The sequence below is a fragment of the Bacillus sp. FSL K6-6038 genome, from assembly GCF_038050455.1.
GTDB classification, from domain to species: domain Bacteria; phylum Bacillota; class Bacilli; order Bacillales; family Bacillaceae_G; genus Bacillus_A; species Bacillus_A pseudomycoides.
Genome location: NZ_JBBOUH010000001.1, coordinates 5,043,033 through 5,068,185 on the forward strand (window position 1 = coordinate 5,043,033; position 25,153 = coordinate 5,068,185).

Sequence of the window (25,153 nt, forward strand, 5' to 3'; positions counted from 1 at the left end):
CTAATTTATTTTTTTATAATACTCTATAAGTTTTTCCGATTCTCTTTCCCAATTAAATTTTTCATAAATATATTTCTTTCCATTATTAGATAAATAACTTTTCAAATTTTCATCCGAACCAATCTTCAATATCAGATCTGCAATCTTGTTTATATTTTGTGGATCTACAAAATATCCCGCATTACTACACCCTATTTTCTTTTCCCATTTCGGGAAGTCACTTGCAATAAATGGGATACCTAAAGTCATATACTCGAAAATCTTATTGGGGCTTGTCTCAGCATGATCAACAACATCTAATATTGTACATAAACCTATATCTGATTTTATTACATATGAAAAAGCTTTCTCTTGAGGAAGCTTTCCTAAATAGTCTACATATTTCCAACCATTCAATTTCTGAAGCTCATTTATTTCTTTTGAATCTGGACCAATTAGCCATAATCTGCAACTATAGGTCTTATTTATTTCTTCTAAAGCTTGTACTATCTGTCTCAAACCCCGTTGCTCACTGATTCCACCAACGTAAACCACCCTTATATAGTTACTCTTTGAGATTAGCTTACTTAATTCATAAGCCCTCGTTATTAGTTCACCCTGATGAATTGGCGCATTCTCAATTAACAATGCATTTTTATATTTGGCAAGTAAACCTTCTTGTGTAACAATAAATCCATCAAAACACCTTGATGCCATTAACTCTAAACCTGTAACTACTTTAGCAATAAGTTTCCTATAAGAATAGGGGATCCATTCCCGAATTAATATTCTTTTTGAAAAATCTTCGTGAGTATCATAAATAACTTTTTTATTAAACATTTTCAACAAAAATCCTAATAATATCGTGTCAGGATTATGCAAATGAACTATTTTAGACCTTGTCTTAAGTATTTTACAAAGTAATTTAGGTTGCAAGATAATTCTACTTAAAAAGTTTTTTGATTTTGGAATTGCGAAGATTTGTATATTACCTATTTTCTCATCATAATCTTTTCTAGCAAGCAAACTAACCTCATAACCACTATTTTCTATAGTTTTTGCTTGTTTTTGGTATACCCTTATATCCTTATAATCGTGTATAGGAGAAACTATACATACCTTCTTAGCTTGATTCATATGCATTCTCCTCCATTATTTAATCTGAAATCTTAGAAAACAAATCTTTAGCTACATTTTCCCATTTATACTTAGGAATGATTTCATACCAATATTCTTTTTTATCTTTATTTTTAACGAACTCTTTTATCATTTCTTTAATTTCTTGCGCATTATTATAAATAATGGGTCCCTTATCGACGTCCTTCATTAATTTACCAACTGGATCTTGATTATTAGCCAATATGGTTAAAATAGGTGATTTAACTCCGAAATACTCGTAGACTTTTCCAGGGATCTGACAACCATGTTTATTGCCCCACAATAATAACCCATCACTATTATGCATATAATCTTGCGCCTCTTCATAAGGAACCCGTGATAGAAGAGATACACATTTTATATCTTTTAATTCTTTTTTAATCTTTAAATTATCAACTCCTCCTACCAAAACTATATTAATTTGATCAAAAATATCCTTCTCTTCCTCTTCTAAGGCTTTCAATGCTTCAATTAAAGGCCTAGTATCTCTCAACTCAGTATATATTTCACCAGTATGCACTAAATTAATTTTATCCTTTTTTAATAAACCTATGAATTTCTTTGAGTTTTCTCGTGAATATTCTTCAAATCCCCTATAAACAATAGCAGTTCTACTTTTAGGTATACTATAGCTACTTATATATAAATCCCTTGTTTCCTCAGTAGTAAATAGAAATTTATCACTCTTTTTAACAACATTACGTTCCAACCACTTTTCAACATTACGTTTTAATAAACTTTCTCTGGATCTATAATATTCAAATGTCCAAGGATCACTCCAATATGTTATCCATTTCACCTCTGGGTTATTTTTTTTTAATTTCAAGCCAGCTAAATGACAAGAAGGGGTTTCATGCGTTGAAATAATGATATCTACTTTATTTTTTTTTATTAGTTTATCTCCTATCTTGGCGGCATTGTTTTTCCATTCAATATAAGAATCTGGAATAGCTAAATTCCTTTTTATAGATGATTTTAAAATATTTTTTTTGCTAGCCTTCGCAGGAGAATCATTACCAATCTGCCTACTCTTCTTAGGATAAATTCTTTTATATATTGATCCCATATCTACTCTAATTACTTTAATGTTTGTATTTATTTTATATAAAAGCTCTTCATCATAATTTATAAAATCTTTAGGATAATCTGGTGTGAGTACCATCACTTCATTCCCCATCACCTGCAAATGATTAACATAATTTAATATTCTAATACTCGCAGAATTGTTTATAGGCGGAAAGTGATTTGCTATAAATAAAATCTTCATGTCCCTTTAGCCCCTTAAATATCAATAAAATTTCAAAATACTGTACATTGTTATACCAATTAAAATCATAAAATAAACTATCGCCAATGGCATTTTCTTATGTTTAAAATATAAATTTGCATTCTGATACCCATAAAAAGCTAACAAAATCATAAATGGATAGAATAAACATATATGTCTAATTGTAAAAGATAACATGCTTACAGAAATATAAACTACAATAAAGCTAAACATAATTGTTGCTACATTACTATTTGAAAAAGACTTCCTAATTCCAATTAATACATAAGGCATCAAAAATAATTGCACAATAGTACCTATACTTAAAAAATTCCGCTCCAATTCAGATGAAAAAATAGGAAAAGGAGTAATAGATAAATATACAACTCTTAGAAAAAAACCCACATATAAAGGAGCATTAAAAACGTATTGAGCTAAACCATCAGTTCTCTCCGTTCTATAATCAGCATAAATTTCATAGTAATTAAATATTGTATTAACTAAAGAAGTATTAAAAATGAGTATAAATAACAAAACAATTATAGAAATACTCATTATATTTTTTAGTTTTAATGGTTTATTTTTCGAATTACGGTATGCTGCCCACATTGTAAATATTATCTGAATCACTAAAAAGTAAGCCGACATATAACGAATTTCATAAAGTATTACAAATAATATAAACATTCCACAAATAGCCATAGATTTTTCCCATAAATTAAATTTATAAAAACCTAATGCAAGGTATATTACAAGTACCATTATGAAAGTAACTACAATATCTCTAAAAACATGCGCAGCATTAAAACTCATTATGGGTGAGCACCCTACTATTACTGCTGCTAGAAAAGCAAACCTTTGTTTCAACCCCATATAATTCATACTTATTTTATATACAAATACAGAAATAAAAGCCAGCAATAAACCATTAAAAAAACGAGGAACTAATGTATGGTATCCATCAAAAAAAGATGCAATTCGAAAGAATATACTTACCAAGTATGTGTATCCTAACGAGTTAGACATCCAAAAAATTTCTTTAAGACTAGAATAATCAAAAATACCTAAACTTTCATACGCATATGCTGCTTGTTGTTCGTAAACTAAATCATCACTTCCACCAATATAATAAGGTACTCCATATCTATCTATATATATGTAGTACATTAAAATACTTATTAAGACATTAAAAATAAAGATAATATGAAATAACTTAACCTCTTTACGTCCTAATCTTAAGGTTAAGATTGTGCCTATAAGATAAAAAAATACTAAAAAAACTAATGTTGTAAGCATGTATAATTTACCTCTTAACTAACGTTTTTTATCCTTTTCCTTAAAAATAATTCTTTTAATTCTATAATTAGTTGTCGTTGAAATACCAAAGAAGCCGTTATGTAAAACACGGCTCCCAACGAAACCACTAAAACTAGCTGAATTGTCATATCTAACTGCTTTATAAAATTCAGTATCACCAATACAGTTCCCATCATAACTAATGAAGCTTTTATAGAACTCATAAAACTTTCTAAAAACTCTTTCAAACAAGAACCCACTAATGTTCGAATCACAAATGTGTAATTTGTAATTATGTATACCACTTGATGGCAACAATATCCCATAGCTACTCCCGTTATTCCACCAAAATATGCTCCGGTGATAATTAAGGGCACTTGAGAAAACAGCATAAAAAAGTGCCACTTAAATCCTAAATCTACTCTTCCCCTGGCCATTACTAATGCCCCAATTGGATTGACAATAGCTCTTGTTATTCCAACAAAAGAGAGTATTTGAATAAGTAATACACTAGGCATCCATTTCTCTCCAAAAATAACAGGAACTAAAATTGGAGCAGATATAAATAAACCAAAAAAATAAGGGAAATTTATACAACTCAAAATCTGAATGATTTTAAAGTATGATTTTTTTAGCAAAGATATATCATTTTGCATCTTAGAAAATATAGGAAATGCCACTCTTGTCACTATGGGATTAATCTTTGAAATAGGTAATATTATAAGATTGAAAGCAATAGTATAATAACCTAGAGCTTTTGAACCAAGTAGACTTCCAATAATTATATAATCTAGATTAGAATTGATGTAATGAATTGTTCTTTCACCTAATTGATATAAACCAAAACTTACGAAAGATTTCACTTCACTAAATCTAAAGTACATCATAGGCTTCGATACATTTTTACTAATAAAAACATATCCACACATTTTCATAAAGTTAATAAATATTTGACCAATAACTAATGAGTAGACATCATAGCCTATATAAGCAAGAGTTATGGTTAATAAAAAACCTGATATAGCCGCTATTATTTCTATCTTTGCTAGAATATCAAATTTAAGCTCTTTTTGATGTAAAACCATAGATTGTTGGCCTATTGGATTAATCAAAAATATTACTGCTATTAAGCATAATAAAATGCTTAATCTTGGTTCATGATAAAAATATGCTATAACTGGAGTAAATCCAATAATAACTAAAGTTAATAATAACCCTAACATTATATTAAACCAATAAAGACTCGATAATTGTTTTTTAGTTAAATTCTCTTTATAAATTATAGCGTTAGTAATTCCCATATCCGAATATAATTGAGCAAACCCTACAACTACCATAATAGTAGTCATTAATCCTAATGATTCAGGCGGAAGTATTCTAGATACTATAACCAATTGAATTATTTGTAAACTAGAAACAATTAGTGCTGATGTTGTAGTCCATTTAGCTCCACTAAATGCTTTTTGCTTTAAATTTGTAATCATACAAGGTATCCTCTCACCTAACTTAAACACAAAGATAATAATTTTTTAATAAATATCATATTTTTTTCCACCAAGTGCTGTTAAATATTCATTTTATCTATTACTTTTTGACGATTATTAGTTAAATCTAATAAGAAATCTCTTAAATGATTACCTTCTAAATTAGAAATATATTGTACTAAATACGGTAATTCGGCACTTAATTCATGATTAGATTTACCAATGTATATCTTGGGATAAATTTGCTCTTTATGCACTTCATCATCCTTTAATAATTCTTCAAAAAGTTTTTCCCCAGGGCGTATCCCAGAAAACTTAATTCCAATATCCTCGACCTGATAACCAGATAGTTTAATAAGATTTTTAGCTAAATCAACAATTTTAACAGGTTCTCCCATATCAAGAACGAAAATCTCCCCACCTTTAGCTAAAGATCCAGCTTGAATAACCAAACGTGAAGCCTCTGGAATTGTCATAAAATAACGAATCATATCAGGATGTGTAACAGTAACCGGTCCACCCTTTTGAATTTGTTTCTTAAATAAAGGAATAACACTACCACGACTTCCCAGTACATTGCCAAAACGAACAGCTACAAAACGAGTATTACTGACTGTGTCCATATGTTGCACAATCATTTCTGCAATACGCTTCGTTGCCCCCATTACACTTGTTGGGTTAACAGCTTTATCTGTAGAGACCATAACAAATGTGTTTATACCAAAAGTAGCCGATGCTTCCGCAACATTTTTCGTACCAATAATATTATTTTTTACAGCTTCCTCTGGGTTCCTTTCCATAAGTGGAACATGTTTATGTGCCGCTGCATGATACACAATGTATGGGTTATGCTTCTTCATCACTTCAAACATTTTATTACGGTCTTGCACATCTGCAATTTCTGTTGTAATTTCGATGGAATCTTTATATAGTGAACGCAATTCCATTTCAATTGTATAAATGCTGTTCTCACCGTGACCAAGTAATACAATTTTACCTGGTTTAAATTTCATGACTTGGCGACACAGCTCGGAACCAATTGATCCTCCAGCGCCAGTTACTAAGATTGTTTTTCCTGTAATCTTTTCGCCAATACCTGCATCATCTAATTTCACAGGCTCACGTCCTAATAAATCTTCTACTTGTACATCACGAAACTCATTAACAGAAACTTTCCCATCCAGAATATCTTCTAGCATTGGCACAATTTGTGTTTTTGCCTTCGTTTTTGTACATGCTTCAAAAATTCCATTCACTTCTTTACGACTAAGGGAAGGAATAGCAATAATAATATGTTCAATTTGATAACGATCAACAACCCGTTGAATGTCTTCTCTTGTTCCTACAACAGGGATATTGTATATTTCTAACCTTTGTTTCCTTAGATCATCATCAACAAATGCTACCGCTTCTAAATGTGCCTCATGACTTTTTTGAAGCTGACGTACAATCATCGCTCCTGCTGAACCCGCTCCTACAATTAATGTACGAGCTTTATCTGTTTTCTTTGAAATGTATGTATCACGGAAAATAAGCCATATAAATCGTGAACCACCAATAAGTAGCATATGGAACATCCATGCGATTGCTAAGATGCGGAAATAAATATCGTGATTAATAACTTGCTGAACGATTGCAGTCACGATAATAGAGAATGTAACGGCTTTGAAAATATTTTCTAACTCTCCTATACTTGCATACTCCCAAGCTTTTTTGTACAACTTGTAAATTGCAGCAAACACATGATGACTACAAAGTAACGTAATTGAACTAATAATAAGTGTAGTTGGAATATTGTCTAATGCATTAGGATGAATAAACCAGTAACTCAAGTATACCGATGTTAAAACAATGAATGAATCTAATAATACTAATAATGAGAGCCTATTTTGATAACTCAAGACACATGTTCCTTTCTTTTATATAACTTTAAAATAAGAGTCCTTCCCACACCTAACATTTTATAAACCATGCCCTATATTTAAAAACAGCCTATTTTTCAGTTATATACAATCTATACGTTTAAAAGTTCTTTCTGTACAAGTTCATTCATATACTTCACAAGTTCATCTTTTAATTCATCATGCTGAAGCGTCATTTCAATCGTTGTCTGAATAAAACCTAATTTCTCCCCAACGTCATAACGCTTACCTTCAAAGTCATATGCAAATACACGTTGAATTTCATTTAATCGCTGAATCGCATCCGTTAGCTGAATTTCTCCACCCGTACCTGTTTGTTGGTCTTCTAGGAACATAAAAATTTCTGGTGTTAATACGTAACGCCCCATAATCGCTAAGTTCGATGGTGCTGTTCCTTGCGCTGGTTTTTCCACAAATCTGCTCACCTGATAACTGCGTCCCTTTTGCTCTAATGGATCGATAATACCGTAGCGATGTGCTTCATTTTCCGGCACTGTTTGTACACCGATTACTGATGATCTCGTTGCTTCATATTGATTCATTAATTGACGTAAGCATGGCGTTTCCGCTTGAACAATGTCATCACCAAGTAATACAGCAAACGGTTCGTTGCCAATGAATTTACATGCGCACCATACAGCATGCCCGAGTCCTTTTGGTTCTTTTTGTCTTATGTAGTGAATGTTAATTTGGGAAGGCGCTTGTACTTTTTCAAGCATTTCGTACTTCCCTTTTTCTAGTAGATTTTGTTCTAGTTCAAAGGAGTGATCAAAGTGATCTTCAATTGCACGCTTTCCTTTACCCGTTACGATGATGATGTCTTCAATTCCAGATGCAATTGCTTCTTCCACAATGTACTGAATCGTCGGTTTATCAACGATTGGCAACATTTCTTTCGGCATTGCTTTTGTCGCTGGTAAAAATCTTGTCCCCAGCCCAGCTGCTGGAATGATGGCTTTTTTTACTTGTTTCAACTTGTATTGTCCCTTATTCTTTATTATATTTATATATAAATATAATAAAGGTTCCAACAATTTTATAATCATAACGGGCATCTAACCCGACCTCACACCATGCTTTTGACAACAAGCGTGTCTAAGGTAAAGCTTACTCTACCCACAGCATAGTCGAGTGTCTCCATTGATATTGGTTAGGAGGCATCACCAAATGTTTATACTTAAAAGAGACCCAGTATTTTCTTACGTCGCACCTGTTCTGGTTCTTCTCGGTAAATTATCTTCCCACTTATTAGTGAATATGTATTTTCTTTGAAACAATAAAGTGTAGAGCTCCCAAATGACTTCTCTATTACCTCATATGCTGCTTGTAAGTGAAATGAGCGCGTTGTTGTGTTATGGGCATCTGATGATATGACATGTGCTAAATGGTGTTCAATGAGTTGTAACGAAAATTTCTTGATTTTCTTTCCGAACTTTCCTGTTACACTCCCTGCAGTAATTTGCGTGAGTGCACCTTGAGTTACGAACTTATACAATACTTGAGGGCGTTCGATGATTTCCGTATTTCGCTCTGGATGCACAATGATCGGCGTGATTCCTTTTATACGCAGTTCATATAACATTTTTTCTGCATAGCGCGGGACATGATTTGCTGGGAATTCAATTAATATGTATTTATCCGTACGATTCAATGTAACAATTTTACCCAATTCGTAGTCTTCTAACAATTCTCCATATAACCTGATTTCTTGACCAGGTAAAATGGTTAAATTAATGTCTTCTTCTTTCAATCTATCATTTAACTGCTTTACCTGATGAAGAATGCCTTCTGCTGGATTAATATAAACACCATTTTGATGATGCGGAGTGGCAACGATTGTATGAATACCTTCTTTACATGCTGCCTTTGCCATCGCGATACTATCTTCGATTGATTGTGCCCCATCATCGATACTAGGCAAAATGTGACAATGTAAATCAATCATTCCCTTACACCTCTTCTCTATCTATTCTTCATTTACTCTTCACATTGTGAATATAAGAGGAAAAGAAGATGTCTCCTCTTTCCTCTCATCTATTTAGTTAGAACTGTAATAATAATACTCAGATCCTGTTTGTTCTTTATCATTTAGAATAACGCCAAGTAATGTACCCTTTGCGCCATCAAGTGCTTGTTTTGCTTTAATCGCCGTATCCTTTTCTGTTACGCCACTTCGGACAACTAGTACAGAAGCATCACATTGATTTGCCATGACTTGCGCATCAGTAACTGGTAAAATCGGAGATGTGTCAAAGATAACGAGATCATACATGCCATATGCTTCTGAAAGTAAATCTTTCATCGAGTTTGACCCTAATAATTCCGCTGGGTTTGGTGGGATTGGCCCACATGGCAGGAAGTTTAAATTTCTAATTTTTGTATTTTCTACACATGTCTCAAGTTTTTTACTACGTGTTAATACACTTGTTAAGCCAAAAACATTCTCAACTTGTAACATGTGATGTAGTGCAGGCTTACGTAAATCCGCATCAATGAGTAATACTTTTTTACCTTGCTGTGCAAAGACTATTGCAATGTTAGCAGCTGTTGTTGTCTTTCCTTCACTTGAATTAGCGGATGTAACTATAAGAGAACGAATTTTTTTATCAACGGATGCAAATTCAATATTTGTTCGTACATTTCGATATTGTTCCGAAACAAATGATTTCGGTTGTTCATATGCAATAAGCCGACGACGTGCGCGTGATGCTTTTTTCTTAAGAACCAATTGTATGCCCTCCTACTCTCTTTGCCCTTGACGGACTTCTGCTTTTCACATTATCTTCTTCTATATGAGAAATCACCCCAAGAACTGGTAGACCTAGAAATTTTTCGATATCTTCTTCTTTTTTGAATGTGTTATCTAAATATTCTAGTAAGAATGCAAGTCCGACAGAAGCCATTAAGCCAACGACAAATGCAATAGCTACATTTAACATCTTATTAGGCTTAATTGGAGATTGCCCTTCCGCCACTTCTGCTTTTGATAGGATTGTTACATTATCTACACTCATAATTTTTGCAATTTTACTTTTGAATACTTCCGCTGTTGTATTTGCGATATCACGAGCTAATTTTGCATCTTTGTCTTGTACTGTAACCGCAATAACTTGCGAATCTTTCTCATTAGCTACGTTAATTTTGTTATTTAATGCTCCAGTTGACATATTCAGTTTCAACTTTTCTTTCACTTGATCTAAAATAACTGGGCTTTTCACAATAACTTTATATGTATTTGTTAATTGAAGACTTGTTTGTACTTCCCCAGGTTGGAAAACACCCTCTTGTTTCTTTTGGTTAACAAGAATTTGCGTTGAAGTTTGGTAAATCGGCGTTATAAAGTAGAAACTTACAATTGCGCTTACAAGAGCTGCCCCAATCGTAATTGCGATGATCATAACTAAACGTTTTCTTAAAATAGTAAATAGTTCTTTCAAACTTATTGTTTCTTCCATGCCTTCCTCCAGCTTCCAATAATTTGTCATAAATTCCTTTATAAATAAATAAAATGTCAGATTTGCGGCTGACAATAAGAATCTAGTATCTAGTCCTAATCATGTTTAGTCCTAGACAACTATTTAACATATTACATAACTTACATTAGTATAACAATAATGGTTGAGAAATTCATTTAATAAATTGACAAATGTTATAATGACAAATTCGACAAATTTAGATATCCTTTGTCGGGTATGGGTTTACATTTACCATATATTGATAATATGTGAATGTAGTTAGTATTATTAGTGAATATATTATAAATTAACCTGTATATTTATAATAACTCGTTTAAAAAACACTTTCCATTATAAATTTTCATTCTATTTTTCAACAGCGTTTCTAGACGCTAAGTTGAGAAAGTTTTCCCGAAAATCCCTTATGTTATTTAATCAAACGTTTGTTTAAATAAAGAGAACCTACCTATCAACAAATTCTCTTACTTTTCTTTTATTAAAAAGGAGGTGAATGAAAAGTTTATTTTCATTCACCTCCCAACTTATCATATCTTTATTCTTTCTTATCACCAAGCGCGAATGTAACCTCAGCTTCACAAGCAATTTCACCGTTTACAGTTGCGACTGCTTTTCCTTTACCAATTGGTCCACGTACACGTGTCATTTCCACTTCTAAACGAAGTTGGTCACCTGGACGTACTTGACGCTTGAAGCGGCAGTTATCAATACCAGCGAAGAATGCGAGGCGTCCACGATTCTCCTCTTTTTTTAATACCGCAACAGCACCCACCTGCGCTAATGCTTCTACAATTAGAACACCTGGCATCACAGGATAATCTGGAAAGTGTCCATTAAAGTATTCCTCATTTGCCGTTACATTTTTAATCCCAACCGCACGCTTTCCTTCTTCTACTTCTAGAATTTGATCGACTAGTAGAAATGGATAACGATGTGGAATAATTTCTTTAATCTGTTGAATATCTAGCATATCATTCTCTCCTTATATACCAAATTGGTCATACCACCAACACACTGTCCTTATTATCCCATTCTCTATTGTTTTTGTCACGAAAAACAAGAAATGCTTTCTACCCAAAATATCTATTAGGACTATTCATACAAAAAAGATACACCCTTTTCCCTTCGCTAATCGGTATAACAAAATAATAGCAATTAACACGGAGGTTGGAAAAAGGTGTATATCAAAGTTAGGGAGAGGCAATATACATTATTTGCCTCATGTGTCGTATTCATAGCTCATTATAAAGGACAAAAATAAGAAAGAAAAATTTAATATTTACTGCTTTTTACCATTATAGCCTTAATTTTCTACAATTTTCTACAATTTTCTTCATTTTTCTTATATTATCTTAAATAGCATATCTAGAAATTAAGATTCATAATCCAGAACACTATGATTTATAAAAAAATAAATCTTCGTGGATTAGCCTTTAATAAAAGTCCTATAAAATATCATCACAAAAGATATATTTGTATTTTACATAAATATCCAATACTACATATAAATTCTTTTAAATCTATTTAACAATACATAAAAATAAAGTATAACTAATAAGAAATTGTTGCTTTTCCTTGTTTATCTGTTAAATAAGGCATCCTGGAGGATTTGAGAGAAAAATTCAAATGAAATAAAAAGAAATACTTATATAATATTCTTCACTATCTCTCTTTCCTCTCCTCAAATCGTTTCCCTTCTTAATTACTTATATAAAATTAGTAGCAATTCAAAATACCAACAATTCAGTAGGCACTACCTCTCATTAATCACTGACCATAAAAATATCTACAAGGTGCTTCAAAATATATTATCACAACTACACTAATAAACCTTTATATACAAAAATAGAAAAGACCCCTAGTCCTAAAGACGAGGGGTCTCGCTGCTTTTGTTATATGGTATAAATAAAATCAGGTTCCATGTTAAATTATAACACGGATATTTATACATGTATATAGATGGTATATTAATAAGTCACAAAAAGTATTTCTCATTTTTTTACTGGTCACACAATTAAATTAAGCTCATATTTCCATAAAAAGACCAGTACACAAATACCAATTATACCCCAAACCATAAATAATCAAATTGTGTTACCGGCCCGAAAGAAATAAAGGCAGTGCATTCCGTGAATTTATAAAAAACAATTATAACAAGCCATATTTAAATGTTTACTTTGGCCTGTTGTCCAAGTAGGCTACTAAACAAACCACTTTCATCTTTCGCCAGTTGTGTGAAACTACCATGTTGAATAATTTGTCCTTGATCCATTACAATTACTTGGTCAGCTTTACGGATAGTAGATAGTCTATGCGCAATGACAATAATTGTCATGCTTCCTTTCAATCTTTCCAATGCTTCTTGTATTTTCGCTTCATTTTCAGCATCCAACGCACTTGTTGCCTCATCTAATACTAAAATAGAAGGCTTTCGAAGTATCGCTCTAGCCAGAACAAGACGTTGTCGTTCTCCCCCTGAAAGTTTGACTCCCCTATCGCCAATCATTGTATCTAATCCTTGTGAGAGCCTACTAACAAACTCAGCGGAAGCAGAAAATTCCAAAGCTTCCCAAAGCTGTTCCTCACTTGCATTTGGTTCAACCATTCTCAAATTGTCTCTTATACTGGCATTGAATAGAAATGGATCTTGAGGAACATAGCTAATAGATTTTCTCAATGATAATAGGTCCTTACTTATCAACGGTTTGTTATCTATTAATAGCTGACCGCTCTCTGGCTGCATAAGTCCCATTATGATATCAATTAATGTACTCTTTCCAGCACCAGAACGCCCTGAGATAGCTGTCATACAATTTGCAGGAATACGCAAATTAATATCTTTAAGTGAGTACACAGCATTTTCTTTATTGTAGCGGAAAGAGATATTCTGACACTCAATAGATTGTTCTATCTGCATAGGATTTATACAATCATAATCCTGCTCTATATCTTGCAATTCTATACTTTTCTTACACTCTTCCTGTAATTGCAGCAAATCTTTAAAAGCGGGAAGATTCGCTGCAATTTGTTCCATGTTTGATTGTATACCTGCAAATCTTGGCCACAAACGAGAAAATATAAGAATAATTAATAATAATTGCTCCGTTTTCGTCTGAAACAACTTAACAGATAGAAAGATAAGAATAGCAATGAAAACAGCTGATGCAATTTTATAAAAGAGTTGAGAATTATTTCTCACCTTAATATATGCAAACTGTTCACGTTCCACATCTTCCACCCAATTACGTAACCACATATAACGAGATCGTTCTAGTGTATTGCTCTTAATATCCTTAATTCCATTAAAATGATCAGTTATACCTGCAAGATACGCTTTTGAATTCTCTGAGGTTCGACCACCTAATCTTTTTGATTTTTTAATAAATCTTCGTGAAAGAAAGGCAAGTACCACAGCGCAACATAGTACAAAAATTGTTATATCTGCCGCTAACCAAAAAGCGAAACCAATCTGTATAAATGTAAACATTAAAGAAGTGAGCAACTGTAAAAATAAATTAGTGCCTGCGCTAACACGCCCTAATTCCGTTGTCAAAGAATTGATAAGATCTGATTTTCTCTTTTTCACAAAAAAACTCCAGTTGGCCTGCAACAATCCACGATAAGTTTCCAATCTCAAATGATTAATAAAACGTATTTGGATTTTCGCATTACGAACTGTTATATTCCTTTGCAAAAGCGCTTGTCCCACGACCAATATAATATATATTCCTAATACAAGTGGTAATCCTAAAGTAGTTGGAAACTCACCTAGGAATCCAAGAACCCCTGAAAGAGGGCTTGCCTGTTCATTCATCTTCGCAATACCACTAATACTTATCATAGGGATTAATAGTAAAATACCGATCCCTTCTACAAGACTGACCAATACCATTCCCAAGAGATTAACAATGAGAATGTTTCCAGTAAAAGAGTATAACTGCTTTGTAAAATATAAAATATTTCTCATTTTCACTTCTCCTTACGGTACCTCATTCCCCTCCAAATCCATAAAACCGGCCGCAAAGGGAAATATAAAACATGCAGTTGTTTTGGCAGTGGTAAAGTTTCCACATCCTGAGGATAAGGATACAACCAACTAAGATGAAACAGTAGCTTTTGAGAGCTTGTCTTTAACAAATATAAATATCGCTCATGATATTTTGAAACTTCTTCTGGGACGGGATCTGTATGCAAGTTAATCATATTTTCCAAGTAATATATAGCAAGCTGCGCTAATTGCGGTACCCTTCTCCCTGACATTAATACTTTTGCCTCTTCTTCTATTATAAGAGTATCTAAAAGCTCAGAAGATAAAATAAGCGCCTGGCCTACCAGTTGCTTACATCCATATCTTTCCAAAATAGCAGTGAGTTCTTTCCAGTCTATTTCTTGCCTTACCATACGGTCAATGTCTGTTAACCATCGAAGCCTAGACCAGCCATGCCTAGTCCCATGAGTCACAAGGAACATAAACAAATCCTCTCTACCTAAAAAATAGACAGGATAATTTGTGACAGGACTCGTCCTCTTTCGCCCCCACAACTCATCGAAGCGTGGTTCCTTTCCCGGTCCTGGGTGTAGTCGCCAATGAATCTCCAATTTCACCTTACTTATCGGATGCATGTAAGTTGTATGGTGGCGTCTCCACTTCCATTCATTCATAACCGTCGGAAAATCATCCTCTTTGACATAACCATTCTTTACAAGTAATTCGTTCACTTTTCCAAGATCATCTATAGGAACAAGGGCATCCAGATCCCCTGATGTTCGAAGGGAAACATCTCCATATAGATCTGCGCCAAGAATAGGGCCCTTCAAAAATAAAAGTCGAAGTTGGTTTTCAGCAAATAATTTACTTACCTTTCCCATTTCTCCACTTAAATGAAGCATATGGAATGTATTCCTTTTAAAATATGTACTTAATACTTGCACAACATTTGATGGAACTAATTGTTTATCAATAGATTTCATTTTTGGATAAATGAACGCGTACATACGATGATGCAGCGCCAGTTTCAAAAATTTGTTCCAATCAATATTTATGAACCAGTCTCCCGGGATTTCTTGTATCTCTTTATCTTCCTTCTTTATAATTTCAAGTAACAATTTTAGTTCTTTAGGTAAATGACTCAAATCAAGATTACAACCGGTATACATCTCATTCTCCTTCAAGATTTTTTTACCCTATCCTTTTTGCAAATTTACCAACAACAGTAAATCTCTTCATTTCTTCTACGCCAGTAATATAAAAGGGCCCGCTACGTAACCACGCATGGGCAATCATATTTCCTGTCTCATCTTTCGCGGTCCCTAAGTAAAGGGTACTTTCAATTTGACGCTTCTCCAACATTTTCATTGCAGCGATAGCTTTAACGAGACACTGGCTTTCCCAAAATGTATAACGGCTCATCATATGCACTGCTTGAGAAATTTTCCTTAATGTAACCTTTTCCGATTCATCATGGCTTAAAGACGTTTCTGCCATATGAATTCCTAATATAGGAGCAGCTTTAGAAAACGGTATACTTTTAAGAATACGAGCCCAGCCTAAATAAAAGAAAGCTTCTATAAGTAATAATTTTGTTCCCATATCGAACGACAAGAAAGCTTTGGCTTTATTTATGATATTCATCGATCCTACTCCTAATCTATTAAATCTGGAACGTTCAATTAAAAATCAAAGTTTTTCATCAACCGAGATTAACCCTTCTGCATACAAATGATTTAAGAAAGAGAGTACTTGTTCCTTACATTCTGCCTCTTCAATCATATATCGAGACAATAATATATCAATCACTTGATTGACAGATATTAATTCATTAATTAAACTCCAAATTTCACCACCTATACCTCCCAAGTTATAGTATTTCCCATTATGGATGCTCATCATCACTTTCTCCCCATCCATATCGCTCACTACATTTTCCTGACCTTGTACAACAAAACTGTGTAATGAAATTGTTTGTTTACTACTCATTATTTTTCCTCCTCTTTTAAAGACTCTAGAATTTTGGATACTAAATCATGTGCCGTAAACTTTGAAATAGGACGTCTCAATTGAAACATATCTATTTTGTTTACGATATTTGTAGAATGCATAAAATGCCATTCCATCATCCCCAATCGTGGGATTAATGAATTCCTATATGTATGACGCAGCAATGTGCGTAGTCTCTCCAGTCCTTCAATCTGCTGAAGTTCAACATCCCCATTTTCTACTTTCACTAATTCGAATACACCTGCCAATGGCAATGGCTCCTCGAAAAAGTTAGCTGTAACGGGGACAGCATATTTAGTTTCCCTTTCAAATAATGGCTGATAATGCGCTGTCTCCATTCCAAACTGATCAAGACTCTCTTTCCATAACTTTTGTTGCGGGTAAGATGGTGTAACAAAAGGAGTATTATCCTCAGAAAGAGACACAGCAATTACATCATCGCTTAAAAGCTGATAGCCTTTGCTTAAAAGGGCTGATGCAAGAGTTGATTTTCCAGCTCCCGATCTTCCTACAAAAGCATACGCCTTTCCATTGATGGCTATTGCACTTCCATGCAGAGGGAGTATTTTTCTCTGCATCAACAATGCCCCCATACAAGTCCCAAGAATATAAAGCCGAATCTTATCTTGATCAGACCCTTTCATAGGTGAAACAATAATTTTTTCTCCATTTTGAATACAAAACGTAGCAGTTTCGGGGATTTGAAACATAATTAATTCTTCTTCAACTACAAATACTGACTTCGGAGAAGATAACTCTCCCCATAATTGGGACAAATCTGCAGTTTCTATTTTTACGTCTACTTCATTTTCGTAATTACTTACTTGAGGTAATTCCGGCAGGGGAATCTCACTTAATAGGGCTAATCCGAAGGCTTTGTAAATCTCTTTCTTTACAGTATGTATCATCTTTCTCACTCCAAATAGTTGAAAAATTGATTAAAAAAAACCCTTATACCGTAATTAAACTATATAAGGGCTGTAAAGCATATAAATCTCATTTAAATATTAGTGCATTAGCTGTGGTGAAGTGCGCCTTGCTCATCCTCATCTTCAAAAACTTGGTCAACAAGTCTCTTTCCAGGTCCAGCCATTGTCATGTTGATATCAAGCACTTCTAATACTGGTGATTGCCATTCTTGTTTCATAATTTCACCCCCTTTCAAATATATTTTTTGATAAATCGATAGACAATAAGACTACGCATTAAAATTCTAAAATCCGGATCAAACACGTATTCTACTCGTGGTTCTCCTTGAATTTTCAAAATCGCACTCTTAATAATCTCTATATTAAAAAAGTTAGAGGCCACTGGGTCTTTACTAAGCTGCTGAAGTTCCTCGATAAACATTTTCCATGAAGGAATCATGCGATGAACCACATCAGCTGCCTGTATTCCCCGCACACGTTGATTTAATCTTACTTTGTCAGGAAGAAATCCTTTTGTGGACCTCCGGACAAGTGCACGATTTAAGCCATTTTGAACAAATTGTTCGAGTGGTAACGATAAACAGAATCGAATTACCCGTAAGTCATTCGTTGGATCATGCCCTTGTAAACCATAGCGCAAGGAGAGCTTTGTTCCACTTGTACCCGTTGTATTCCACAAGTTTAGCTGTTCAAAATGTTTCTGCCTTATTTCATATATATTTGGGATAGAAGCCCCTGTTACTTTCACACCATGTTCTTCAAGCTTTCTGAATACATCAGTACGTTTTGCGAGTTCTGGACTAACTAACGTTGGCAGTTCGTATTGCTGTTCCGAGGAAAACATGTTTTTTATCGATGGAAATGCTTTCTCCCCTACAACTTTCAGTATTCTCGATTTTTTGACCCCAACGTTCTTACCATACAAATCAATTTCACGATAAAGCTGCAACCAGCTGAATTTTTTAAGTAAAGTCGCATAATAATCTAAAGCTGGCCCCCAAGAGATTGTGAAATTTCCTCTCGCTCCATTTAAGAGCACCCCAATCCCTTGTTGTTGGGCTTTTTCATAAATTCCTTTCACCCAGACGGAATTTTCGAAAAATTTATATGGCATCTCCATAATCTCAAGCCAATCATCAATTTCTGAGAAAGAATTTTCTCCCGGGAAATTCAAATAATTCCCTTTAATATTTCCTACATGTTGTACTGTAGTTTGGATAAATGGCTTTTCATCAGCAATCGTATGGCCACGAGTCCAATCAGTAAATCCTTCTGCAGGTACTGAGCTGAATGTATATAATTTTTTGTTCTCTTTTTGCAGAGCTCTCGCAGCAAAGCTAGCAACAGCTCCTGAATCTAATCCCCCACTTAAATGAGAACCAACATTACGATGAGTACGTAACCTTGATGTTACTGCGCTTTCAAATACGTCCCTGAACGCCTCTTCATAATCTTCATTTGATTTGAGTTGCAACTGCTCCTCTACAAATAACGTGTCGTATTTCGCAATACTAACTCTTCCCTTAACTACGGAGATAGTATGAGAAGGGGGGACTTGCTCTATATTTTTATGCACTGTTGAAAATGCATCTATTGTATCAAGCATATTAGGTATTGCTAAATATTCAGCTAACCATTGCTCACTCAATTCCTTCCCGACGTACGGTAAAGAAAACAGCGGTTGTATGCTAGTACAAAAAGCAAATTGATTTTGATTGCGGTAAAAGTAAAAAGTCCGACTTCCTGAAAAATCACGTGCACCAAAAAGTAATTGCTTTCTCTCATCCCAAATCATAAAAGCAAAATCACCAATTAGATACTTTGGTACATGCTCTCCCCACTTTTGATAAGCGAGTAAAATCAACTTACTATCAGGCATCTCTCTTCTATGTACCTTTTCTACTTGCAATCTATCGAATAATTCATTGCGATTATCAATAATAGCATCAGCAGTTATAACCAACTGTGTTTCATAATCATAGTAAGGTAATTGTTCATTAATAGATTCAGATGTTATCCATTTTGCATGGGAGCCCAAAAAAATATTTTCCTTGTGCCATATATCGGTATTGTCACCTGGATAACGAGATAAATCCTTCATGATTCCAATCCTATGTTCAGGCGGTATCGGTTCTCCATTTAAATGATAAATTCCGGTTATTGCACTCATTTTTTTCCTCCCACTACGAGACAATTAAGGGAAAACCCGATGGATAAGCAAATTACCAGATATATCAAAAAAATGTTATTAATATACCAGAAAACCCTTTCCTCAAACTACCTCGTTTACGCATAACAGATTTTAAAACCCAATTTTATAGCCTTAAATCTTTTTTCAGTTGAAGTATTCAAGCTTTCAGGCTACCTATCCTAATGTAAACCCTTGCATTTTAATTTTCTCAAAAAAAGAACAAAGATATGATCTTCTTAATCCGAATCAAAATATTACCATCTGAATTTTATATGAATAAAAATCCTTGAATTTAATATATCAATAAAACGTTTATATTCTTTATAAAGAATATAAAATCAGATTACCATTTCACTATTGTATTGTCAAGCATCTATATACTCAAAAAAATGAATATTTATGTATCTTTTTTAGTAACTGTCAGAACAAATAATACAGTAAAACTTTAATCGGTAGGAGACTCTACATCCCTACCGACTATTAACCTCACCAATCGAGCTTTTACGAACATTCCATCTATCTTCTTAGTTCCCCTAAAATCTTAAGGTAGTGCTCTTAATGTTCACAAATAGCAGGATAAACGTTATATCTTACAAATACACAGCAAAATTTTCATCTTTTTATATTTTAAAAATTTCTGTGCTATGATATTTTATATAATTTATTATTAACCTATTAATTAAAGCTGATTTTTATATTTTATGTTCTCTATTACTTTATTCTTCTGCTTCTTTAATCGAAACAGGAGAATAACCTTTTTATATTTATACCATTTTCACAAAGGGGATGATATAATATGCGTTCACCACTAATAATGCTAGCAAAGAATATAATTCGCATTTACCACAAGATTATGTACGCTTACTATTTCACTCTTTATAGGGATTGCCGTGACTTTCATTCAAAAAAAATTTTTTTCCGTAAAATGAAATTTCACAAAAACGGCACTGAATAAGATATTAAATCCTCCTAGTTCATTAACGCCTTTCTTAATTGAAGCTCTTTCTATTTTTTATCTTTACATGCCAGCACTTACCGTCAATATATTCTTAATACATGTAATAACTCTTGTCTGATCTTGTTCTGTCATACCTGATCCAGATGGAAGACATAGACCGGTTTCAAATAGTTTTCTAGCAATATCTTCACGTTCACTATGAGAATAATAAGTTATTCCCTCAAATAGCGGTTGCATATGAAGAGGTTTCCAAACAGGACGCGCCTCAATGTTTTCATTTTCCAGTTGTTTCAGTAATGTCTGAATCGATACTCCTATTTTTTCTTCATCTACAGTAAGAACTGTAAGCCATCGGTTTGAATAAGTATCCTCTAACTCAGGCATAAACTGTACCCCTGGAATATGAGATAATTCTTGATAGTATCTATCAAATATTTTTCTCCTTGCCTGTACTCTATCCCGTAAGACTTGCAGCTGCGCTCTACCTACACCCGCTAAAATATTACTCATACGATAATTATATCCAACCTCACTATGTTGGTAGTGTGGAGCCGGATCTCTTGCTTGAGTAGCTAAAAATCTTGCTTTTCTCAATGCTTCGACATCATTCGAAACAAGCATACCTCCACCTGAAGTTGTAATGATTTTATTGCCGTTGAACGAATAAACACCGAATTTTCCGAATGTCCCACTCGCTTTACCTTTGTAGGAAGAACCAAGTGATTCCGCTGCATCCTCTACTACTGGAACATTATATGTATCACATAACGAAAGAATTTCATCCATTTTAGCGCTTTGTCCATATAAATTTACAACAATGACTGCTTTCGGAAGTATTCCTTTCTCATTTGCATCACGTAATGCACGTTCTAAAGCTTGTGGCGACATATTCCATGTTTCAAGCTCAGAATCAATAAATACTGGTTTAGCCCCTAAATATAGAATTGGATTTGCGCTCGCTATAAAAGTAAGACTCGAACAAAATACCGTATCTCCATCTCTTACATCCAGTAAGCGAAGTGCCAAATGGATAGCAGAGGTTCCTGAACTAACTGCAGCCGCATCAAGAACTCCAACATGGGATGAAAGTTCACTTTCAAACGCATCTACATTTGGACCAAGTGGAGCAATCCAATTCATATCAAATGCTTCCCCTATATATTTTTGTTCATTACCGCTCATATGTGGAGCGGAGAGATAGATTCTTGTTTTTTCCTGTGAATATACCACTTTAAACACTCTCCTATAATTCTTTTTTTATTACTCTAGCTGGAATGCCAACTGCTTTACAATTCGCTACAATGTCACAGATCACTGTTGCTCCGGCACCGATAACGGACCAATCGCCAATTGTAATATTTGGAATTACATTAACTCCTGCTCCTATATGTACTCCTGTTCCTACAGTAACGGATCCTGTAAGCACTGCATTTGGGGAAATATGTGCAAAATCTTTTACCTTATTATCATGTTCAATAATAGCGCCTGAATTGACAATAACGTGATTCCCAATTTCAACATCTGCATTAATAATTGCACCAGGCATCACAACCGTACCAGCTCCAATCTTTGCACTTAAACTAACAATAGATTGTTTATGTATAAGCGTCGCATAGCGATGACTGGGAATCTCTAACTGCTCCATAATTATCTTTCTTGTTCTGTTATTTCCTATAGCTATCACGAACTTTGTATCTACATGCTCATCCATTAACTTTACAGCTGCAGAAATAGGTCCAAAATAAACGCCATCCTCAACTTTTAACTCTTTATACACATCATCTAATTGCGCAATGATTTCATAATTTCCATACGATAGGATAATATCTCGGATTACTTTACTATGACCACCTGCCCCAATCATAATTATTCGCATCCATCTCACCTCCTCAAGAATTCTTTGTACCATTAAATTTTTCCACAGTTACATGCCCAACCTGATTGATTCCTTCTGACTTAAATACTTTCTTTGCCGTTAACAACAAAATTTTCATATCAAGCCAAAAAGTCCTATTATCGACATACCACACATCAAAATCAAATTTCTCTTCCCATGAAATTGCATTTCTTCCATTCACTTGAGCCCACCCTGTAATTCCTGGTCTTACCATATGCCGCCTAGATTGTTCTTCTGTATATAACTCCAAATATTCCATTAATAGTGGTCTGGGACCTACTAAACTTAAATCGCCTTTTATAACATTGAATAACTGTGGCAACTCATCCAAACTACACTTTCTAAGAAATCCCCCAAACTTAGTAAACCTTACATCATCAGGCAACAGATTGCCGTTGCTATCTTTCTCATCAGTCATAGATCTAAACTTATAAAGAGAAAAAGACGCACCATGTAATCCCGGGCGTTGCTGCTTAAATATGATAGGGGAACCTAACTTACATCTAACTAATACGGCTACTATACTAATAGGAACTAACAGTAACACCAATAATGATAAAGAAACAAATAAATCAAAAAATCTTTTCATAAATAATTATACTCCAATCGAAAATTTTTTAGAGAGTTCCCCACAGAACAGGATTCCAATCTTCTAATTACTTTTTAGTAATTCTCTCCAATTTAATCCTACCGTCAGTTTCATATACATAACATGAAAGTCATTTGCAGTGTATATGTTCACTCAGTATGCTATAGATACAATCCTTCGTTTCCTAAAGTACCGGACGCCTAAGCCCATAATAAAACCGCTATATTTTTATACAAAGATAGCGGTTTATTATTTCTACATTCAGTTAATGATAGTATCATCTATTAATCTAGCATTTGTACTTATATCAATAGATACATCATTGAATACATATTTGGCCGTAGTCATCTTCTTCTCCCTAATCAATCAGTATGAACTAAGAAGGGCTTCATTCCATAGTCTATAGTTCACAGGGCTTTCCTTAAAACGTATGGTAATAGAATTTAACAATATCTTAGTTAAAATTAATAAGAAATTTTCTTGTTTAAATTGAATTTTTTTAATAACTTTTGTGAAATCCCTCTAATAATCCCAAATAAATATTTAAACTCTGTTGTTTTATGAAAAATCAATATATAAATCACATTAGGAACTATGATACAAATCATTCCCTTTAACAATAACTCCAAGACATGGCTTGATAACGTGAAATTGCTCAAAAAACTTGTAATAAAATACGTTCCTATACCTATCGCTGCGTAGTAGGAGTATTTCAAGAAATAATCCATTACAGACCTATTAAATACATTTTTGTATACTAAATAAGGAGTAATCCAGAAAGGAACAACAAGCACACTTACAAGTGTACCAATAAAGACACCTATTATTCCCATATACTTAACTAATACAATAGAAATTACTAAATTAACAGCAGCTTGAACCAAAGGCGCATATCTATCCTCATGAAAAACACCCGCTGTAGTTTTTATAGTCGTTATGGAATTCCTCATGCCCCTTTCATAAAAAATAATTATTAATACAAGCAACACACTTTTGCTCATAAGATACTCGGTTCCAATCCATAAAGTGATAAAAGGTTCTATTGTAATGCATAAAAGTATAGAGAAGAATGAGTATAACCAAAAATTTAAAAGCATATAGACTTTATACACACTATAAACCTTCTCTACACTTTCCTCTGCTACTAAATTTCCTACACTATGATATGTATTATTAAAGATTTGATAAGTAAAGTTTCTACAAATATCTATTAACATATTATAATTAGAATATAATCCGACTGCCGCCACACTGATAAATGAAGATATAATAATGTTATCAGTACCCAATACTAAATAATTCCCTATGTTTTGTAGTACAATTGCTTTCACATTCTTAACAATTTTCTCTTTAGTTTCAGCATCTAATACACCCGAAACTTTCTCTTTTAAAAATGGATACATCCTGTTGACTATAATTGCCAAAACAATGCTAGTAGCGACTGTTATCACACTATCAATAACTAAGTATAGAATATAATTTTTTGTAAAATGAAGTATTCCAATCTTGAGACAAGCAGATGCAATTGAAGATATAGAATATATTCCTGTTACAATATAACCCTTTTGCGAAACACTTAAGAATGAATTCTTATGCATGTACAAATAAGGTACAACTGTATTGAATAGAAAAATAAGATAAATCCAATGGATATTTTCGACATTCGAATCTTTAATGAAATAACCAAGAAATGGCATCAAGGACAATCCAAGTAACAAGACAATTAAGGCGATTACCATATATGCTTTCCGATACAATCTCATAAGTACGTTAATCTTTTCTTGATCGTTCTCTGCAACCGGCTTATAAAGACTATACATTATACTAGCACCTATCCCTGCCTCAGCTAAAGAAAGCATAGATAATATATTAGTAAGGAATCCATTTATACCTAGATATTCAATACCTAGACTATTGATAAATACAGTTCGTGAAATGAAGCTTAAAGATGTAACAATGATTTGGTTCCCGATCCCAGCAGATATATTAATTATGGAGTTTTTTATCCTCAT

The 25,153-nt window shown here is 33.6% G+C and carries 21 protein-coding genes; all 21 read right to left on the minus strand.

Going from position 1 to position 25,153, the window contains the following annotated elements; genetic code table 11:
* On the minus strand, positions 1-1,116 hold the full coding sequence (locus NSQ40_RS26605; protein WP_224796032.1) for a glycosyltransferase: 1,116 nt from the start codon (positions 1,114-1,116) through the stop codon (positions 1-3).
* Between the two features lie 19 nt (positions 1,117-1,135).
* Positions 1,136-2,404, minus strand: a complete 1,269-nt coding sequence (locus NSQ40_RS26610; protein WP_098158665.1) for a glycosyltransferase — start codon at positions 2,402-2,404, stop codon at positions 1,136-1,138.
* Between the two features lie 21 nt (positions 2,405-2,425).
* Entirely contained in the window at positions 2,426-3,700 is a 1,275-nt protein-coding gene (locus tag NSQ40_RS26615; RefSeq protein WP_003202190.1) for a hypothetical protein, read from the minus strand.
* Positions 3,701-3,714: 14 nt separating this feature from the next.
* Positions 3,715-5,184 carry an MOP flippase family protein gene (locus tag NSQ40_RS26620; RefSeq protein WP_033796574.1) on the minus strand — a complete coding sequence of 490 codons (1,470 nt, stop codon included), beginning with the start codon at positions 5,182-5,184 and terminating at the stop codon, positions 3,715-3,717.
* 80 nt (positions 5,185-5,264) lie between these two features.
* Positions 5,265-7,085: a polysaccharide biosynthesis protein gene (locus NSQ40_RS26625; RefSeq protein WP_018764977.1), complete on the minus strand. Its 1,821-nt coding sequence runs from the start codon at positions 7,083-7,085 to the stop codon at positions 5,265-5,267.
* A 113-nt stretch (positions 7,086-7,198) separates the two neighbouring features.
* Complete coding sequence (gene galU / locus NSQ40_RS26630; RefSeq protein WP_041488630.1) at positions 7,199-8,080, minus strand: UTP--glucose-1-phosphate uridylyltransferase GalU; 882 nt, start codon at positions 8,078-8,080, stop codon at positions 7,199-7,201.
* Positions 8,081-8,283: 203 nt separating this feature from the next.
* Positions 8,284-9,051 (minus strand): tyrosine-protein phosphatase, encoded by a 768-nt coding sequence (locus NSQ40_RS26635; RefSeq protein ID WP_003202182.1) that lies wholly within the window; start codon positions 9,049-9,051, stop codon positions 8,284-8,286.
* Positions 9,052-9,144: 93 nt separating this feature from the next.
* Positions 9,145-9,834, minus strand: a complete 690-nt coding sequence (locus NSQ40_RS26640) for a CpsD/CapB family tyrosine-protein kinase (protein ID WP_018764975.1) — start codon at positions 9,832-9,834, stop codon at positions 9,145-9,147.
* Positions 9,824-10,561, minus strand: a complete 738-nt coding sequence (locus NSQ40_RS26645) for a YveK family protein (RefSeq protein ID WP_018764974.1) — start codon at positions 10,559-10,561, stop codon at positions 9,824-9,826. The genes NSQ40_RS26640 and NSQ40_RS26645 overlap by 11 nt, the downstream gene beginning before the upstream one ends.
* A 553-nt stretch (positions 10,562-11,114) precedes the next feature.
* Positions 11,115-11,549 carry a 3-hydroxyacyl-ACP dehydratase FabZ gene (gene fabZ, locus NSQ40_RS26650; RefSeq protein WP_003202177.1) on the minus strand — a complete coding sequence of 145 codons (435 nt, stop codon included), beginning with the start codon at positions 11,547-11,549 and terminating at the stop codon, positions 11,115-11,117.
* 1,194 nt (positions 11,550-12,743) lie between these two features.
* A complete protein-coding gene (locus NSQ40_RS26655; protein WP_098158664.1) occupies positions 12,744-14,546 on the minus strand; it encodes an ABC transporter ATP-binding protein in 1,803 nt (600 codons plus the stop codon).
* A 2-nt stretch (positions 14,547-14,548) separates the two neighbouring features.
* Positions 14,549-15,736: a nucleotidyltransferase domain-containing protein gene (locus tag NSQ40_RS26660; protein ID WP_098158663.1), complete on the minus strand. Its 1,188-nt coding sequence runs from the start codon at positions 15,734-15,736 to the stop codon at positions 14,549-14,551.
* A 22-nt stretch (positions 15,737-15,758) separates the two neighbouring features.
* Positions 15,759-16,211 carry a lasso peptide biosynthesis B2 protein gene (locus NSQ40_RS26665; RefSeq protein ID WP_018764971.1) on the minus strand — a complete coding sequence of 151 codons (453 nt, stop codon included), beginning with the start codon at positions 16,209-16,211 and terminating at the stop codon, positions 15,759-15,761.
* A gap of 45 nt (positions 16,212-16,256) precedes the next feature.
* Positions 16,257-16,556, minus strand: coding sequence for a lasso peptide biosynthesis PqqD family chaperone (locus tag NSQ40_RS26670; protein ID WP_000095761.1), 300 nt, complete (start codon positions 16,554-16,556; stop codon positions 16,257-16,259).
* On the minus strand, positions 16,556-17,485 hold the full coding sequence (locus NSQ40_RS26675) for a hypothetical protein (RefSeq protein WP_003202169.1): 930 nt from the start codon (positions 17,483-17,485) through the stop codon (positions 16,556-16,558). Before NSQ40_RS26675 ends, NSQ40_RS26670 begins: the two co-directional genes overlap by 1 nt.
* Before the next feature lie 107 nt (positions 17,486-17,592).
* Positions 17,593-17,724 (minus strand): paeninodin family lasso peptide, encoded by a 132-nt coding sequence (locus tag NSQ40_RS26680; RefSeq protein WP_000808480.1) that lies wholly within the window; start codon positions 17,722-17,724, stop codon positions 17,593-17,595.
* A gap of 14 nt (positions 17,725-17,738) precedes the next feature.
* Positions 17,739-19,676 carry a lasso peptide isopeptide bond-forming cyclase gene (locus NSQ40_RS26685; protein WP_098101818.1) on the minus strand — a complete coding sequence of 646 codons (1,938 nt, stop codon included), beginning with the start codon at positions 19,674-19,676 and terminating at the stop codon, positions 17,739-17,741.
* Positions 19,677-20,715: 1,039 nt separating this feature from the next.
* The gene (locus NSQ40_RS26690; protein WP_018764970.1) at positions 20,716-21,885 is read right to left on the minus strand and encodes a DegT/DnrJ/EryC1/StrS family aminotransferase; all 1,170 of its coding nucleotides are present in this window, start codon (positions 21,883-21,885) and stop codon (positions 20,716-20,718) included.
* A gap of 13 nt (positions 21,886-21,898) precedes the next feature.
* Positions 21,899-22,531: an acetyltransferase gene (locus NSQ40_RS26695; protein WP_018781215.1), complete on the minus strand. Its 633-nt coding sequence runs from the start codon at positions 22,529-22,531 to the stop codon at positions 21,899-21,901.
* 13 nt (positions 22,532-22,544) lie between these two features.
* Complete coding sequence (locus NSQ40_RS26700) at positions 22,545-23,141, minus strand: sugar transferase (RefSeq protein ID WP_003202160.1); 597 nt, start codon at positions 23,139-23,141, stop codon at positions 22,545-22,547.
* Positions 23,142-23,605: 464 nt separating this feature from the next.
* Positions 23,606-25,153 carry a lipopolysaccharide biosynthesis protein gene (locus tag NSQ40_RS26705; protein ID WP_003202158.1) on the minus strand — a complete coding sequence of 516 codons (1,548 nt, stop codon included), beginning with the start codon at positions 25,151-25,153 and terminating at the stop codon, positions 23,606-23,608.